This is a genomic window from Sphingobacterium cellulitidis (assembly GCF_043187465.1).
GTDB classification, from domain to species: domain Bacteria; phylum Bacteroidota; class Bacteroidia; order Sphingobacteriales; family Sphingobacteriaceae; genus Sphingobacterium; species Sphingobacterium cellulitidis.
In genome coordinates this window covers 2,599,529-2,615,347 of sequence record NZ_CP171136.1, presented here as the reverse complement: position 1 = coordinate 2,615,347, position 15,819 = coordinate 2,599,529, and the positions used below count along the sequence as shown (strand labels likewise).

At 34.9% G+C, this 15,819-nt stretch carries 15 protein-coding genes; 8 read left to right on the top strand and 7 right to left on the bottom strand.

Annotated elements, in window-relative coordinates:
* Positions 1 to 4 precede the first annotated feature (4 nt).
* The 8 genes from ACF3OC_RS11620 (at position 5) to ACF3OC_RS11585 (ending at position 8,853) form a co-directional block, all read left to right on the top strand.
* The gene (locus ACF3OC_RS11620) at positions 5 to 1,120 is read left to right on the top strand and encodes a glycosyltransferase (protein WP_392469257.1); all 1,116 of its coding nucleotides are present in this window, start codon (positions 5 to 7) and stop codon (positions 1,118 to 1,120) included.
* 139 nt (positions 1,121 to 1,259) lie between these two features.
* Positions 1,260 to 1,712 (top strand): S24/S26 family peptidase, encoded by a 453-nt coding sequence (locus ACF3OC_RS11615; protein WP_392469256.1) that lies wholly within the window; start codon positions 1,260 to 1,262, stop codon positions 1,710 to 1,712.
* 1 nt (position 1,713) lies between these two features.
* A complete protein-coding gene (locus ACF3OC_RS11610) occupies positions 1,714 to 1,983 on the top strand; it encodes a PqqD family protein (RefSeq protein WP_094256703.1) in 270 nt (89 codons plus the stop codon).
* A gap of 4 nt (positions 1,984 to 1,987) precedes the next feature.
* Positions 1,988 to 3,085, top strand: a complete 1,098-nt coding sequence (locus tag ACF3OC_RS11605; RefSeq protein WP_094256702.1) for a nucleotidyltransferase family protein — start codon at positions 1,988 to 1,990, stop codon at positions 3,083 to 3,085.
* Positions 3,086 to 3,092: 7 nt separating this feature from the next.
* Positions 3,093 to 4,715, top strand: a complete 1,623-nt coding sequence (locus ACF3OC_RS11600; protein WP_229678296.1) for an ABC transporter ATP-binding protein — start codon at positions 3,093 to 3,095, stop codon at positions 4,713 to 4,715.
* Between the two features lie 18 nt (positions 4,716 to 4,733).
* Positions 4,734 to 5,645, top strand: a complete 912-nt coding sequence (locus ACF3OC_RS11595) for a hypothetical protein (protein WP_392469255.1) — start codon at positions 4,734 to 4,736, stop codon at positions 5,643 to 5,645.
* Positions 5,638 to 6,438 (top strand): polysaccharide biosynthesis/export family protein, encoded by an 801-nt coding sequence (locus ACF3OC_RS11590; RefSeq protein ID WP_094256699.1) that lies wholly within the window; start codon positions 5,638 to 5,640, stop codon positions 6,436 to 6,438. The genes ACF3OC_RS11595 and ACF3OC_RS11590 overlap by 8 nt, the downstream gene beginning before the upstream one ends.
* 6 nt (positions 6,439 to 6,444) lie before the next feature.
* Positions 6,445 to 8,853 (top strand): polysaccharide biosynthesis tyrosine autokinase, encoded by a 2,409-nt coding sequence (locus ACF3OC_RS11585; RefSeq protein WP_277711017.1) that lies wholly within the window; start codon positions 6,445 to 6,447, stop codon positions 8,851 to 8,853.
* Positions 8,854 to 8,909: 56 nt separating this feature from the next.
* Here ACF3OC_RS11585 and ACF3OC_RS11580 read toward each other — a convergent pair whose 3' ends face one another.
* From ACF3OC_RS11580 to ACF3OC_RS11550, 7 genes are all read right to left on the bottom strand, one after another.
* On the bottom strand, positions 8,910 to 9,500 hold the full coding sequence (locus ACF3OC_RS11580) for a hypothetical protein (protein ID WP_392469254.1): 591 nt from the start codon (positions 9,498 to 9,500) through the stop codon (positions 8,910 to 8,912).
* Positions 9,490 to 9,960, bottom strand: coding sequence for an RNA polymerase sigma factor (locus ACF3OC_RS11575; protein ID WP_392469253.1), 471 nt, complete (start codon positions 9,958 to 9,960; stop codon positions 9,490 to 9,492). Before ACF3OC_RS11575 ends, ACF3OC_RS11580 begins: the two co-directional genes overlap by 11 nt.
* A complete protein-coding gene (locus tag ACF3OC_RS11570) occupies positions 9,960 to 10,805 on the bottom strand; it encodes an alpha/beta fold hydrolase (protein ID WP_392469252.1) in 846 nt (281 codons plus the stop codon). Before ACF3OC_RS11570 ends, ACF3OC_RS11575 begins: the two co-directional genes overlap by 1 nt.
* A gap of 122 nt (positions 10,806 to 10,927) precedes the next feature.
* A complete protein-coding gene (locus ACF3OC_RS11565; protein WP_392469251.1) occupies positions 10,928 to 11,530 on the bottom strand; it encodes a sigma-70 family RNA polymerase sigma factor in 603 nt (200 codons plus the stop codon).
* A 135-nt stretch (positions 11,531 to 11,665) separates the two neighbouring features.
* Positions 11,666 to 12,646: a Gfo/Idh/MocA family protein gene (locus ACF3OC_RS11560; RefSeq protein ID WP_392469250.1), complete on the bottom strand. Its 981-nt coding sequence runs from the start codon at positions 12,644 to 12,646 to the stop codon at positions 11,666 to 11,668.
* Between the two features lie 3 nt (positions 12,647 to 12,649).
* The gene (locus tag ACF3OC_RS11555; RefSeq protein WP_392469249.1) at positions 12,650 to 14,146 is read right to left on the bottom strand and encodes a Gfo/Idh/MocA family protein; all 1,497 of its coding nucleotides are present in this window, start codon (positions 14,144 to 14,146) and stop codon (positions 12,650 to 12,652) included.
* A 2-nt stretch (positions 14,147 to 14,148) separates the two neighbouring features.
* On the bottom strand, positions 14,149 to 15,816 hold the full coding sequence (locus ACF3OC_RS11550; RefSeq protein ID WP_392469248.1) for a RagB/SusD family nutrient uptake outer membrane protein: 1,668 nt from the start codon (positions 15,814 to 15,816) through the stop codon (positions 14,149 to 14,151).
* Positions 15,817 to 15,819: the final 3 nt, after the last annotated feature.

Sequence of the window (15,819 nt, the reverse complement as noted above, 5' to 3'; positions counted from 1 at the left end):
TAATATGAGAGTTTTACAATTAGGGAAGTTTTATCCGATCCGAGGTGGTGTTGAAAAAGTTGAATACGATTTAATGCTTGGGCTTTCTAATGCAGGAATACATTGCGATATGTTATGCGCTTCTACGGAAGATCATCCTTCAGCAACCATACATTTGAATAAATTTGCTACGCTATTTGTAATGCCAACTCAGATAAATGCTGCAGCGACAAAGTTGGCCCCTCAAATGATTACTAGTTTAAAAAAGATAGCAAACAACTACGATATTATTCATATACATCACCCAGACCCAATGGCTACATTGGCTTTATTTTTATCCAATTACAAAGGAAAGGTTGTCTTACATTGGCATAGCGATATTCTAAAACAAAAGACCCTTCTAAGGCTTTATAAACCTTTACAGAATTGGTTAATTAAAAGAGCAGATATCATTGTTGGAACTACACCAGTTTATGTAGAACAGTCGAAGTTTTTAAAAAATGTCCAATCGAAAATAGATTTTATTCCAATTGGTGTTGATGTGGAAGAAGATCTTTCTCCCTTAGTAAATGGGATTAAAGAAAAACATCTGAATAGAAAGATTATTTTTTCATTAGGTAGATTGGTCGAATACAAGGGTTATGAATATTTAATAAAATCCGCAAAATATTTAGATGATAATTATAAAATAGTAATTGGAGGGAAAGGACCTTTAAAAGAAGAGTTAGAAAAAATTATTTCTGATAATGATTTAGGGAATAAAGTTCAATTATTGGGATTCATGACGGATGAAGAGGTAAAAGCCTATTATCAAGCTTGTGATTTATTTTGTTTAAGTTCAATATTAAAAACCGAAGCCTTTGCTATAGTTCAAATTGAAGCAATGGGTTATGGAAAGCCTGTTGTATCAACTAGAATCCCAGAATCTGGAGTTAGTTGGGTTAATCAAAATGGATTATCTGGCTTAACTGTTGAGATTTGCGATGAACGTGCATTAGCAGATTCTTTCCAAACTATTTTGACTGAAGAAGAGGTCTATAAAAGTTTGTCAGATGGTGCTAAAAAACGGTATTTAGAGCACTTTACGCGGGAAAAAATGGTAGATAAATGTTTACAAATATATAATAAGATTTTAGCCTAAATAAGCCAATTCATAATTTAGCGCAAACAAAGAAAAAAATACCTTAAAAAGCGGTTTAAGAAAATTTCTTCGATTTGTTTAATTGTTCTTATACTTACTTGCTGAATTAAATTTTTATAAACCTAGGAAATATTGATTTATGGATGAAAATAATCACTTGAAGAGCTATAAGGTTCCCAATCAGTTATTTTTTGATATAATACTTGAAGACCTCAAAGTCGGTAAATCTGTGAAGTTCAATGTTGCTGGAAACAGCATGCTTCCTTTTTTAAGACACGGTGATCAAGTTGTTATCAAACAACCACTTAATTTCAATGTTAATATAGGAGATATAATATTAGCAAGGTATAAAGGTCGAATTATTTTGCACAGGCTGATTCGAATTGATTCTAACCACTATTATTTAGCGGGTGATGGCAATTTAGATCAAATAGAAACCATTGAGAAAGCAGATATCCTGGCAACAGTATTATCTGGATCAAGAGGGGGCAAAGCCTTAAAGATAAATTCGAAAATAAATAAGAAGATGGGAGTATGCTGGTATTATATACGCCCTTTAAGGTATCTATTTAGTAAGTTTAAATTGAACTAATATGAAATTGAGAAAGGATTTACAACTGAGAAAATTAGGAGGTGATTTTGTGATTATTGACCCGGGACAGGAGATGTTGGATATGTCAAAAGTTTTCACCCTTAATGAAACGGCTGCCTTTCTTTGGGAAGAACTCCAAAACAAAGAATTTGATGAAGAGACAGTAAGTCAATTATTGTTGGAGAATTTTGAAGTTGAGGAGGAGTTAGCAAAGCAAGATGCTAAAAAATTAGTTCAAGTATTCGTAAAGGGAGGTCTAATAGCCGGATAAAGTAATGTTAAAAAACAAAATAACAAAGATATTTTTTTTATTACTTAAGGCTGGATTATGGAAAAATGCTAATTTAGATAAAGAGTTTTTCCCACTAACTAACCAAGAATGGGATGAAATATATAAAATTAGTATTAGTCAAACCGTAGAATGTATTGTATTTGACGGCATCCAAAAATTAGAATCGCATTTACAACCTTCAAAGAGCCTGTTATTAAGTTGGGCAGTGAGAGTTGAAAAGCATGTTCAACGTAACGAAATGATGAATGAAGCAATTGAAAAGTTGCTATTCATGTTCAATAAAGAGGGATTATCACCGGTCTTATTAAAAGGCCAAGGAATAGCAAAATGCTATGATAATCCAATGAGAAGAGTGTGTGGGGACATTGATTTGTTTTTTGGAGAAAAAGCTAGTTATGACAAAGCATTTGAAATTATTAACAAAAAAGAATTAGAAATTTCCTCAATGCCAGGCTTTAGCGCAGGATATATTTATAAAGGATTTGAAATTGAGCATCATCAAAGAATGTTTGATATTCATAACCCGTTTAAGGAAAGTATTTTGGCTAAACTAAATCAAGATGAAATTAATAATTACACTATATTAAATTTAAATAGCAGCAATATCAAGTTACCCTCTGCAATAGAGACGATAGTACAAGCTAATTCACATATTTTAAAACACTTATTGTCCTATGGAATTGGGATTAGACAATTATGTGATTCAGCCCGTATCTACGCTCATTACAGAAATGAACTAGTGAATAAAGACTTAAAAAGAATTTATTCGAAACTAGGAATTAGAAAATGGGTTGATGTGTTACACGTCATATTGGTTAAATATTTAGGGATGGATAAAGAAAATGTTCCTTATGATTTTAATCTGAAGATAAATGCTGACTGGATGGTTGAAGACATATTAATTGGCGGAAACTTTGGTTTTTTTAACGAGAATTTTATTGAAAAGGAAAGTTATCTGGCCGGAGAAAGAGCAAATAAGAAATCTCGAATTTGGAAGAGTTTCATTAAATATGTTCAAGTAACCCCGTCAGAAGCTATATGGTTCCCAATTATGCAATATTATTCAAGATTTAATAAATAGGATATTGTTGTCAGGAATAAAATATCAGCTTAAATGGGCTTGGGAGCAATCAAAGGATTACAAAAGTGAATTAATTTTATTTTTCATCCTTGAGTTAATCGCGATTGCATGTTCTTTATATTTCGTGATATGGTCAAAACAAGCAATAGACTTTGCAATAGATGCTAATAAAGGATCTGTTGATCAAGCTTTAATTTTAACCGTATTATTTATCGTTCTTGGACTTATTGTAAAAGCAATAGGATTATGGATTAATGAGAAGACGAGAGCTAAGATGCTTATTCAACTTCAAAATAAATTAATCAAAATCCAGATGCTATCTAGATGGAAGGTTATTAAGAATTGGCATACAGGTGATATGCAAATCAGAATAAATAACGATGCCAATGAAATTGTACAAATGCTTGGCTTTTCGCTGATTTCATTCTTAGTAACAATCATCAAGTTAGTTGCATCATTTGGGTTATTATGGTCAATGGATCCAATGTTGGCTCTCTTGATATTGGCAATTTCTCCTTTGTTCATCTTTTCTAAGATTTACTTTAAGAAATTAAGATCAATAAACCGATCATTGAAAACCGCAGAATCTAACCTTGGAAAAGTGGTGCAAGAGAATTTAAGATTCAGGATGGGTTTAAGAGCATTGGGACTTCAAAATTTCAGATGGAAAAAAGTTGAAGAAAGCCAAGCGAATATTTATGATTTAAAAATGAAATTGTTGAATTTTTCAACGATTTCGCAAAGTTCTTTGAAGCTATTAATTAATATCGGATTTCTGCTCACCTTTATTTGGGGAGTGTACAAGTTAAGAACTGGTGAAATAACTTTTGGAATGATGAGTGCATTTCTACAATTAGTGGGACGTATTCAAGGTCCTCTGTTGTTATTAATGAGCTTTGTCCCAGTATTTATCAAATTTAGAACCGCCGTAGAACGTGTTGAGGAAGTTTTTCAAACTGAAGTTGAAGATGAATACAAACCAGAATTAATAAAAGATCCTGAAGAATTAATCATTAAAAACTTAAGCTTTAAATACGAAGACAATTTGGTGATTGATGATTTTAATCTGCGTGTAAAACGTGGTGAACCAACAGCAATCATAGGTTCAAGTGGAAAAGGTAAAACAACATTAATTCGATTACTTCTGGCCTTGATTCAACCTAATAAAGGGGAGATATCAGTAAGGACTAATTCAGAATTGTTTGCTATTAATCCTAATCATCGGATTAATATAGCTTACGTTCCGCAAGGTGATAAATTATTTTCCGGAACCATCAAAGAAAACATCCTGACAGATACTGAAAATGTATCTCCAGAGAAGTTATATGAAGTTCTTTATCAGAGCTGCTCTGAATTTGTTTATGATTTACCTGATGGGTTAAATACAACGATTGGAGAGTCTGGATATGGATTGTCTGAAGGTCAGGCACAGAGAATAGCGTTAGCAAGGGCTTTAATGAAAGAAAATAGTATTTGGTTATTTGACGAAGTAACTTCAGCATTAGACCAAAAAACAGCAGAGTTATTAATTGAGAGACTTTTGAGTTCTGCAAAAAATAAAATAGTAATTTTTGTAACTCATGATTTAAGGTTGGCTGAAAAATGTAGCCAAACAGTATATATGCAGTAAACATATTTTTTAGAAGAAATGAAAACAACAAACTACGAAGTAGCAGATAATATAATCAGAATTGTTTATGATGATTCAATTGATATAAAAAGTAGTTTGCCTTCATTTCAAGGATTTGAAATAGAAGAAAATTCACAACAAGTAGCAAATGTCAATATTGAGCTTGTAAATGAACCAACCAATGTAGATTTAACAAACTCCAAATTATTAAGTGATGTTTCAATTGTATGGGGCGACCGGTTCAAGTTTGAAGAAACTGATTCCCATTATATCACTTCCGTAGTCAATAATAATAGCGATTCGGATGTTTGGAGAATGGTTAGTGACAAGGAATTTAAAAATTCTAAAATCCATATTAAAAAGCAAGAATTATATGAATCCAATATTCTGAGCTGGATGATTATGGTTGCATTTGGCCAACGTGTTCTTTCAAATAATACAGCATTAATCCATTCTTCAGTTGTAGAAAATGGAAAATATGCGGTCGCATTTTTGGGGAAAAGCGGAACCGGAAAAAGTACTCACAGCAGATTATGGATTAATAATATTCCAGGATTCAAGCTGTTGAACGATGATAACCCAGCCGTTAAAGTTGTAGGAGAGGAGGTGTTTATTTATGGAACGCCTTGGAGTGGGAAAACAGCTTGTTATATCAATAAAAAATATAAATTATTGTCAATCGTTAGATTGACTCAATCAAAGGAAAATAAAATGGATTGGAAAAGTAAAGGTGTTGAATCTTTATTGGCACTATTACCAAGTTTCACCGCCATCCGCTGGAATCCAGATATCTTTTCTTCGATGGTCAGTATTTTAGAAAAAATTATTCAGTATTCTGAGATTGGACAATTAGATTGTCTACCAAATCAAGATGCTGCCATACTATGTTTTAATGAAGTTAAAAAAGTAAATAAACTTGAAGATGAATAGATTAATTATCAGCCTTATTGCATTGACTGTGTTCACACTTAGTTCATGCGTTGTTTCGAAAAAGGTAACTTACCTTGAAAACATGATTCCTGGTACCGACTATCCAGTACAGGAAGTTCCAACCTTAAAGATTCAAAAATATGATAGATTGAGTATCATTATCAGTTCAAAAACCCCTGAATTGGCTGCTCCATTCAATCCTGATGGTGGTATTTACAATGTTGGTGATAAAGGAGAAATTTCAACTTCTACAACCGGCGCTCCAACCGAAAAAGGTTATTTAGTAGATAGAAATGGAAATATCGATTTTCCAGTCCTAGGTATTATCAAAGCTGAAGGCAAGAGTACTGAAGAACTGAAAAACTATATAAAGGATAGATTGGTGAATGAGAATTTAATTAATGCCCCATTAGTTAGAATTGAACTCCTAAACCTGAAAATAATGATGATGGGTGAGGTTAAAGGTGTGGGTATCCTAACTGTACCTGATGGTCAAATTACAATCCTTGAAGCCATTACTCGTAGTGGTGGTTTAACAACAAATGCTCTTACTAAAGAAATTACCGTTATCCGTGAGGAAAATGGTAACATGAAAATGTATACTAGTGATATTGAAGATGTGAATTTATTTCAAACACCAACCTATCACTTGAAACAAAATGATATTGTTTTTGTAAAACCAATCTCAGCCGTTCCTACTCCTAGAGAAGACTTAACTTGGAGATATATTGGTTTTGCAACTGGATTATTGACACTTGGAGTTAGCCTTTTGGCATTATTTAATAAAAATTAAGAATTAATGGTAAATCATTCAACGAACAAACCTTTTCAAGGAAAAGGTAAACAAGACCAATCACTTTATGTATTGGATATCTTGAGATATCTTTTGGCGAACTGGAAATGGTTTTTATTATCAATATTAGTTTTTGGAGGATTTTATTACTATCAATATAGCAAAACTCCTTTCTTATATAAGAAAGAACAAACTGTAATGATTAAAACTGCCACTAATTCTATGAGCGCCTCTAGGATTACTCGGCCAAACAACTTTTATAATATTGTAAATGTTAATTCGGAGATTCTTCAATTAAGATCTCAAGAATTGATGAGAAATACCATTAGTTTGTTGAATGCTGATGTTTCTTATACTAAAGAAGAAGGCCTTCGTACAATTGAATTATACAAAACTTCACCGTTTATCGTTCGTTTTGTAAATGCTCCTGCTAACGCTGGGTTCTCCTTCAATTTGAAATATAAAGGAAACAATCAGGTTGAATTATCTAATTTCTCCAATACAGATCCTGAAAAAACTGTTACTGTTAAATTAAATGCAGAAACTAAAACTCCAGTTGGTAATTTAATTATCTCAGCAAACTCTGATAAGAAATTCAGAGTAAACCTTTCTGAAGATATTACAATTACTAAAAGTCCAATTGAATCAATGGTTGGATATTTCTTAGGCAATTTGGATATCGTTCAAATGGAGGATGTTGAAATCCTTAAAATGACCATGGAAGATGCTTCTCCTTTGAGAGCAGAAGATATGGTTACCAAATTGATCGAAGTTTATAATCAAATGACTATTGAAGATAAAAAGACTGTTGCAAATAATACGGCAGACTTTATTAACGATAGAATTGTGATTATAGAAAAGGAACTTAGTTCAGTTGAATCTAGCCTGGAGGGAATGAAAACTCAAAACCAAGGTTTAGATGTAAAATCTGCAGGAGAACAATACTGGACAGAATCAAGAACTTATCAAAGCTCTAGTAAAGAACTTGCTACTCAGATGAAATTGGTTGAGATCATGCGTCAGCGTTTAAGTGATCCAAGTAGAGTAGATGATTTAATCCCAAGCAACACAGGTTTAGTAGATAATAATATTGAAGATATTATTTCAGAATACAACACCTTGTTATTGAGAAGAAATCGCTTAATGAGTGGTAATAGCTCTGAAAACCCTATTGTTCAAGATTTAAATAATGCCTTATCTCAAGTAAGACAAAATATTGCTCGTGCAATTGACAACGTTATTTCTGGTTTTAGAATCAGAATGAGTAATATGAAGGATGAAGAAAATGCAGCAATTGGAAAAGCTCGTAGCCTTCCTTCTAAACAAAGAATAATGTTATCTGCTGAACGTCAGCAAAAAGTTATTGAAGAACTTTATATCTTCTTATTAAACAAACGTGAAGAAAATGCTATTAACAGAGCGATGACTGATGATAACATTCGTGTTATTGATTCCGCTTCGGGTTCTGATGCACCGTTCTATCCTAGTAAGTTTAAGAAAGTTGCTATAGGTGTTGCTATAGGTATCGCTGTTCCTGCTGCCATCTTATTATTAATGTTACTTCTGAATACTAAAATCAGAAACAGAAAAGATATTGAAGATGCAGTTAGTGTTCCATTCTTGGCTGAGATTCCATTCTCAACTGAAATGAAGAGCGCTAAGAGTGAAATCGTAATCAAGGAGCAAGGAGTAGATGAAGTTACGGAAGCATTCAGAATTTTTAGAACGAACTTAAGCTTCATGTCCTCTGGTGATAAAAAGCAAAAAGTTATCACTTTTACTTCCTTTAATGTTGGTGCTGGTAAAACTTTCTCTGTAATAAACTTAGGCGTAAGTATGACCTTCTTGAAGAAAAAAGTTGTTTTAGTCGACTTAGACTTAAGAAAAGGTACTCTAAGTAATATTACCAAATTCCCAATGCCAATCGGTGTTACACATTATTTATCGGATAGTGCAATAACGGTAGATGAGATCATCTATAAAGATAGAACTGATGCCGAAATTGATATTGTTCCTATCGGTGTAATCGCGCCGAATCCAGTAGAACTTCTTTTGAGCGATAGATTGGATACCCTAATCAATGAATTGAAAGAACGCTATGATTATATCATTGTGGATAATGTACCTCTAGGTATTGTGGCAGATGCAGATATTGTTAATAGAATAACTGATGTTACAATCTTCGTTGTACGTGCTGGAAAAATGGATAGAAGACAATTACCAGATATCCAAAAAATCTATGATTCCTCAGCTTTAACCAACATGGCAATCCTATTGAATGGTGTCAAATTTGGAAGCTCATACGGATACGGATATGGTGGTTATGGATACGGTGGGTATGGTTATGGATATGGTTATGGATATGGCCAACCGAAGAAAAAAGGGTTTTTCGCTCGATTATTCGGAAAGAATTAATTTAACAATTGAACATAAAAAAGCCTGCAGAGTAATCCTGCAGGCTTTTTTTATAACTAATCTTCTGAATTTATGATGTTTTGAATGGAGTTGAGGTATTGCTCTAATTTTAAATTCTGCTTTTTTACCATTTTTGGCTTTAGGTAAAACCATACAAAGACTATCCATCCAAGTGTAAGTCCATAAGCTACAATAGCCATTACTTTGTCCATTCTCAAAGTGAATTCATATAGGTACAATACCAATCCCAATGTTAGAAGTGAAAAGTAAATATTCATAAAGCTTGTCTGAATAACCTTTTGTTTCTTTTGAATCTCTAATAAGGATTCTAGGTATTCTTTATTCTCTAAATTTTTATTGAGATCCTTGAATGAACTATAGAACTGATTGAACTTTATGAGTGAAATCCCAATTGCTATAATGATTAAGGACATGCCTAACATCGGGAAAATTGTTTCTGCATCATACAGAATCCAAATTCCTAATATTACCACAATAGTAATTCCTAGGGCAATATTGGAGGAAATTCTCTTCCTTAAATTTTCCTTTTTATATTTTGATAGCCTCTGTTTCAAGTCTTCCAAATCTGGAGAAATAGAGGCTTGCTGCTTCCACAATTTGGATAAGTTGATCTCCTTATTTTCCATGACTCTTGAATTTTGACATTAATTTTTCTTTGATTCTGTGAATTTTAACCCTAATATTGGCATCCGATAACCCAACAATTTTTGATATTTCGCTTTGCTTGATTCCTTCTAATTCCAATGAAATAATGATTCTATCCAATTCTGCCAACTCCGCAATAAACTGATATAGCAATTGTATTTCATCATCCATGGTCGAGTTGCTTGGGCTATCCTCAATTTCCATAATTGGAATATTATTGGCCCTTTCATTTCTTTTTATTTGACTCAAACATGTATTGCTGGCGATCCGAAATATCCAAGTCCCTATGCTTGCTTCATTTCGAAAAGTCGATAGCTTCTCCCAAACAGTGATAAAGGTTTCTTGGGCTAGATCTTTTGCTTGGTCAGTATCATTAACATAACCCATGCAGAGACGGAAAATCTTATCCCAATATTCTTCATATATGTTGTTAAAATCCATTATTTAATAAATTTTTGCACCTCCTGTAAATACCAATCTTTTGCATCAAACATGATGAAATGTAAACTATTGTCTGCATACATTAGTTTTGCAGTTTTTAATTTTGAATATTGATTTTCAATAGCTGGTTTAATTTGGTTAAAGCTACTTTCTAAAAGGATCAATGCTGGACATTGAATGTTTTTAATATCCTCTCTTAAATCAGTATTACTAAAGTCGCAAAACATCTTGGCAAAAATCTTTCTATCTGATTTCAAGGACCAGTCTAAAATTAATTTTTGTTTTACCGTATCTGATGTCATTCCAGTCATGCCTTGCTTTTGCATCGCTTCAAACTGTGCATCTGGTACAGATGAAAATTGTTTCACCATTTCAGAACAATCCAAATTCGGATTTGATTTAAAATTAGGATTACTCAAGTCTGCAAGGCAAGGTAATGCATCCACAACAATGATTTTCTTGATTAATGTGGGTTCTGACGCAGCGATATCCATTGCCATTACACCACCCATACTATGACCAATTATGATTGGGTCTTGAATGTTTTCATTTTTGATGTATTTGATGACTTCATCTCTCCAGCCTTTAAATGTAGGATTTCCTTTTACAGGGACGCCCGCAAATCCAGACATGGTCAGTATATAACAGGTGTTATCTTTGGACAAAGCATCTCTGGTATCATTCCATACATCGCCAGATGAAGCAAAACCAGGAATAAATATAATATTTTGATTACCTGTGCCAGATTTCTCAACTTTAAAAGAATACTCAGGGGATTGTGAATGGGATGCTGTTACCGTAAATACCATTACGATAATGGCCATTATTATTTTTTTCAAGTTCATAACTAATCGTTTTTTTCCTTTTAGATATAATCTTGAATAAAATGTTACAGATTATTAATAAAAAAATAAAATTAGCTATGTAAATGCGTGAAATATAGTAGGTTACATTTAATTGCTAAAGACTAATTTTCTATTAAAAAATCAGAAATAAGAAATAAAATAAAGGTGAATTCCTGAAAATTTGGATTTCTCTTGAAACCGAACGCCTTCTTTAGGGTTGCGAGGGCTTTTGATCGAGCAAAATAAATACTGCTGCTGGATAAACCTAATTCATCACAAATTTCTTCCGTTTCTTTCTGCTCAAAATAGGTCATTTTAAATATGCGTGCTTGCTGTTTAGGTAATTTTTCAACTTCTTCTACGATCAACTTTATCAATTCGATTTGAATCATCTTCGTTAAGATATCTTCATTTGGACTTGTCAATTCATCCAACATCTCATAATCATGAACAACTTTGTTCTTCAATAAGTTGATATGGTCCAAGCATGCATTTTTGGTGGATATATATAGAAACGCTTTAATTCCAGACTCTGTACTAACTTTTTCTCTTCCAGTCCACAGCTTTACAAAGGAGTCTGAAACTATTTCTTCAGCCACAGATTTATCCTTAACAATGCTAAATGCAAAGTATCGAAGGGCAGAACCATGAACCTTCATGTAATGTTTTAAACCAAATTCTTGCCCAGATGTTAATGCTGCCAATTGTGGATTTGGAAAATTCAAGTTTTTATGTTAGATGTTAGTATAGGTTTATAGATATAATTAATATAAATTTAAACTATAAAAATCAGATTACCTAATTTTAAAAAGGTGAGCTATCAAGAATTAACTTAATAGCTCGATCCTTATTGAGTTGAGTTAGAATAAATTTTCTACTTGATGTGAAGTTTTACTTCTTTGAGCCGCTTCCATGAATCTGAATATTTCAATCGTTTCCTCATTGCTGACTGGGACTTTTCCAGTGTCAAAGAAATTGAGAATTTCAGCAACTAAAGGACCATAACCGGCAAAAGGACCTAATTGCGAAATTCCTGTCTCTCCGAAAGCAATCCCTGCAATATCCGATGCGCCTTTTCTGATCCCTCTTACAGATCCAATCCTGCCATCATTCCAGATGCCTACTACTTGTTCAAAATCTGGATGAAAGGCCCTAAATACCTCTTTGCAACCTGTACCCATCACAGAAAATAGCATTTCTACTCCATGGATCATGTACCATGCTTGATCAATATGGTTGGGTTCTATTTCGGCAGGTGTATAAACATCAGCTCCTAACACTTTTCCGATTTTTCCAGCATTCACCTCCCGAACCAATTTATCATATCGCAATGAAGAAGATGAAAAAATTGGAACATTATTTTTAGCAGCTAGCTGAAAAATTGCTTGTACTTTTTCTAAATTCTCCGCCATTGGCTTATCAATAAACATTGGCTTCTTGGCCTTTATCACCTTTTCCGCCTGCTCATAATGCACTCTACCATCATTGGATTCTAGTAAAATGTAATCTACTTGCTTCAGCAATGAATCAATAGAATCTACTATTTCGACCCCCATTTTTTTAACGGCATCGATGATTCCTTGTTTCATGCCCAATGCCGATGGTATATCTTTACTTCCATGTGGATAAGCAGCAACTACCCGATAACCACGATCCTTAAGACTGCCTTCATTGATATCCTTCGTGAACATCTCACTATGTGAGGTGTCCAGTCCAATAATGCCGATTTTTTTAACCTTCTGTTTCGCCAATACTTCTGCAGGTGCAACAGAAAACGCAAGACTCGTCCCACCCACAATAGCTAACTGTTGAATAAATTCTCTTCTATTTGTCCTTTTCATAGCTTAAACTTTTGGCATATCAGGCAGTCTAAAGCCATTATGATAAGTATGTTTTATCCATTCATTGGCCGCATCTCTCGCATTTAACTCAACAAACTGTCTGTTGAACCTCGGATCTCCATCAACCACACTAAACTCATCAACCGATACTACTTTAAGTTTGTCTGATTCATTAATATTAGTGAATTGCATATTCTCTCCATCCCAGAGTAAATCCCGATATAAACCCTGTAACCGAACAGCAAGAACACCCATTACAACCATTTCATTGAATGGTCCGGAGAAGCCGAAATTTGAACTCGATTCCTTTCTGTTATTTGGTGATTCTTTCGCTGCACGAATCCAATCCTGCTCATGTGCATTGGTATTCCAAATGTCTCCATTGCCTCCTGGAATTCTTGGAATCCAGGGCTTCGGCTGCTTGAAATGTTCCATTTCACTAACTGGTAATAGGGTAGGATTCATGCCATAACAACCTGTCATGATCTTACCTTTCTTACCTACGAAAATAATTCCGCCATTTTCATCACCCATCATTTGCCCAGGAGCCAATTCCGATGGTCGCTCCGGCAATAAGCCGCCATCATACCAATAAACTTTTACCTCTGGCATATTAACTTTTCCCTTTTTCCCTCTTGCCGGAAATGTATATTGAACCATCTGCGCATGTGGTGGTGAATATAGATTGCTCAAAGTAGAACTACCATTAACTTTATTAGGATATTTTAAATCCAAGGCCCAATAAATAGGATCCATAATATGACAGGCCATATCCCCAAGGGCTCCTGTTCCAAAATCCCACCATCCACGCCAATTCCACGGTGTATAAACACTATTATATGGCCTGTTTTCAGCAGGACCAATAAATAAATCCCAAGCCAAGGTATCTGGAACTGACATCCCTTCATTTGGCTTCATCAATCCCTGTGGCCAGATCGGTCTGTCAGTCCAACAATGAACCTCATAAACTTCCCCAATAGCGTCAGACTGAATCCACTCTGCAATCTGTCTACACCAATCAAAGGAATTTCCTTGATTCCCCATTTGAGTAGCAACCTTATATTTCTTTGCTAAATTGGTTAATAACCTAGATTCATAAACAGAGTGGGTCAATGGTTTCTGCGTATAACAATGCTTTCCTAAAGTAATAGCATGTGCAGTTGCAACAGCATGTGAATGATCTGGTGTAGCAACCATGACAGCATCTATGGAATCACCCATCTGATCATACATCTCTCGCCAATCCTTAAACTTTTTGGCATTAGGATAATCATCAAATGTTTTCTGCGCATATCGCCAATCCACATCGCATAATGCCACAATATTCTCTGTGTTCATATTGGCAAGGTTACGCCGGCCCATACCACCAACACCAATACCCGCAATATTTAATTTATCACTTGGTGCAACATAGCCCAAGGTTTTACCTAATACATTACTTGATACAATTGAAAAGCCTGCAACAGTTGCAGTGTTCTTTAAAAATTTCCTTCTGTCCATAATTAATAATTTGAATTTTGTATTAAAACACCATTTGAGCGATCGATTTCTATTTGTGGGATTGGAAATGGCCAGCTCTTTTCACTGGCATCCCGACCCTTATCCGCAAAACCATACTTCGCATAAAATGCCTTCATCGTAGATGCGTATGTTCCCCAACGAATCAAGTCATATAACCTGAATCCTTCTAAGGCTAACTCATTTCTCCTTTCTTTCCGAATAGCATCCAAAACATTGTCCGTAGCTTTTATAGCATAACTGCTGTTAAATTCAGCTTCTGAAATAGGTTTTAAATCCTTGGCAAATAGCCTATATACAGATGGCTCGTCGACCTTTGATGTCGTCACAAAAGCTCTTTTTCTAACCTGATTTAAGTAGGGAAGGGCTTCGGCAGAACTACCACCTGATTTGATAATGGCCTCTGCATAGACCAAGAGAACCTCGGAATACCTAATCCAGTAGGGCTGCCATTTACTACGCAACAAATCGTTGTTTTCGCGATATTGTTGCGGAACAAATGCTTTTCTGCTCTGTTGTAAATCAAAATCATTGAAATAGCCTCTGTAGTTATGTACCTCCTGACCGCCTGTGCTTGTTTTGAAAATATCATTATGGCTGATAATGGTAAACATCTTTCGCGGATCTTGAGCATGGAATGATGCTGCCAAGTCCTTGGTAGGTGTATTACCACCCCAGCCGCCAACATTATTACGCCCTACGTTCATAATGGCAAAGGCATCTCCACCCAAGCCAAATGCAGGATCGTATTTGTGCATTACACCCAAAATGTTTTCTTTTGAAAATGGTCCAACCTGATAATCTCCACGGAACAAATCCTGAAAATCTGGAAGTAAACTCAAACCACTTTTTTGTACAATATCTGCCGCCGCATTTTTTGCCAAAGTATATTCAGCTTTTGAATCGCCAGTAAGTATGCTTTGCTCCATTAAACCTGCAAAAAATAAAGCCGCACGTGCCTTCAATGCCAAGGCTGCATCCTTGCTTACCCTGCCAGCTTCTGCACTCGTTAATCCTGACCCGCGTGGCAAATTCACTTCGGCTATCGCCTCATCCAGATCCTTGTAAATCTGACCCCGTAAATCCGCAATAGGTGCCTTCTCTTTCCGTGTGGATGGATCTTCAACTTGAACAATCAAAGGAACTTCCTTGAAGACTGTTACCAAGTCAAAATAATACCATGCTCTGAGAAATTTAACCTCAGCGATATATCGCTTCACCGTTTCGGCGGATACTGGTTTACCATCTTGTATAAGATTGGCTCCTTCCTTTTCGAAACCTGCCAATGCAATATTACAGTTCCCGATGCCCTTGAATCGATTTGCCCAAGTTTCAAACAATAAAGCATTCGAAGCTAAGGGTCTTCCTCTTCCAACTTCGGTAGTCTGTGGTCGATCCCCAGGATCTGAACCCCCAGCACCGGCATTATCTACTACCTCATCCCCAATAGCAACCTTATTGATCGTATAACCCCAAGAGTCTGCCATTGGAATATAGCAACTGGTCAATAACTTCAACCCAGCACCATCCGTTTTAAAATATTCTCCCTGGTTCAGAATCCCATATGGATCCCGTTCCAAATAATCTTTTTTACAGCCCATTGGTATTAATAAAGCTGATAACACCAATGCCTTAACAATTTTTCTTTTCATGAC

Excerpts from the sequence above, each read along its gene's own strand:
- ACF3OC_RS11620 (WP_392469257.1), top strand. The coding sequence starts at position 5 with ATGAGAGTTTTACAATTAGGGAAGTTTTATCCGATCCGAGGTGGTGTT.
- ACF3OC_RS11615 (WP_392469256.1), top strand. The coding sequence starts at position 1,260 with ATGGATGAAAATAATCACTTGAAGAGCTATAAGGTTCCCAATCAGTTA.
- ACF3OC_RS11610 (WP_094256703.1), top strand. The coding sequence starts at position 1,714 with ATGAAATTGAGAAAGGATTTACAACTGAGAAAATTAGGAGGTGATTTT.
- ACF3OC_RS11605 (WP_094256702.1), top strand. The coding sequence starts at position 1,988 with ATGTTAAAAAACAAAATAACAAAGATATTTTTTTTATTACTTAAGGCT.
- ACF3OC_RS11595 (WP_392469255.1), top strand. The coding sequence starts at position 4,734 with ATGAAAACAACAAACTACGAAGTAGCAGATAATATAATCAGAATTGTT.
- ACF3OC_RS11590 (WP_094256699.1), top strand. The coding sequence starts at position 5,638 with ATGAATAGATTAATTATCAGCCTTATTGCATTGACTGTGTTCACACTT.
- ACF3OC_RS11585 (WP_277711017.1), top strand. The coding sequence starts at position 6,445 with ATGGTAAATCATTCAACGAACAAACCTTTTCAAGGAAAAGGTAAACAA.
- ACF3OC_RS11580 (WP_392469254.1), bottom strand. The coding sequence starts at position 9,500 with ATGGAAAATAAGGAGATCAACTTATCCAAATTGTGGAAGCAGCAAGCC.
- ACF3OC_RS11575 (WP_392469253.1), bottom strand. The coding sequence starts at position 9,960 with ATGGATTTTAACAACATATATGAAGAATATTGGGATAAGATTTTCCGT.
- ACF3OC_RS11570 (WP_392469252.1), bottom strand. The coding sequence starts at position 10,805 with ATGAACTTGAAAAAAATAATAATGGCCATTATCGTAATGGTATTTACG.
- ACF3OC_RS11560 (WP_392469250.1), bottom strand. The coding sequence starts at position 12,646 with ATGAAAAGGACAAATAGAAGAGAATTTATTCAACAGTTAGCTATTGTG.
- ACF3OC_RS11555 (WP_392469249.1), bottom strand. The coding sequence starts at position 14,146 with ATGGACAGAAGGAAATTTTTAAAGAACACTGCAACTGTTGCAGGCTTT.
- ACF3OC_RS11550 (WP_392469248.1), bottom strand. The coding sequence starts at position 15,816 with ATGAAAAGAAAAATTGTTAAGGCATTGGTGTTATCAGCTTTATTAATA.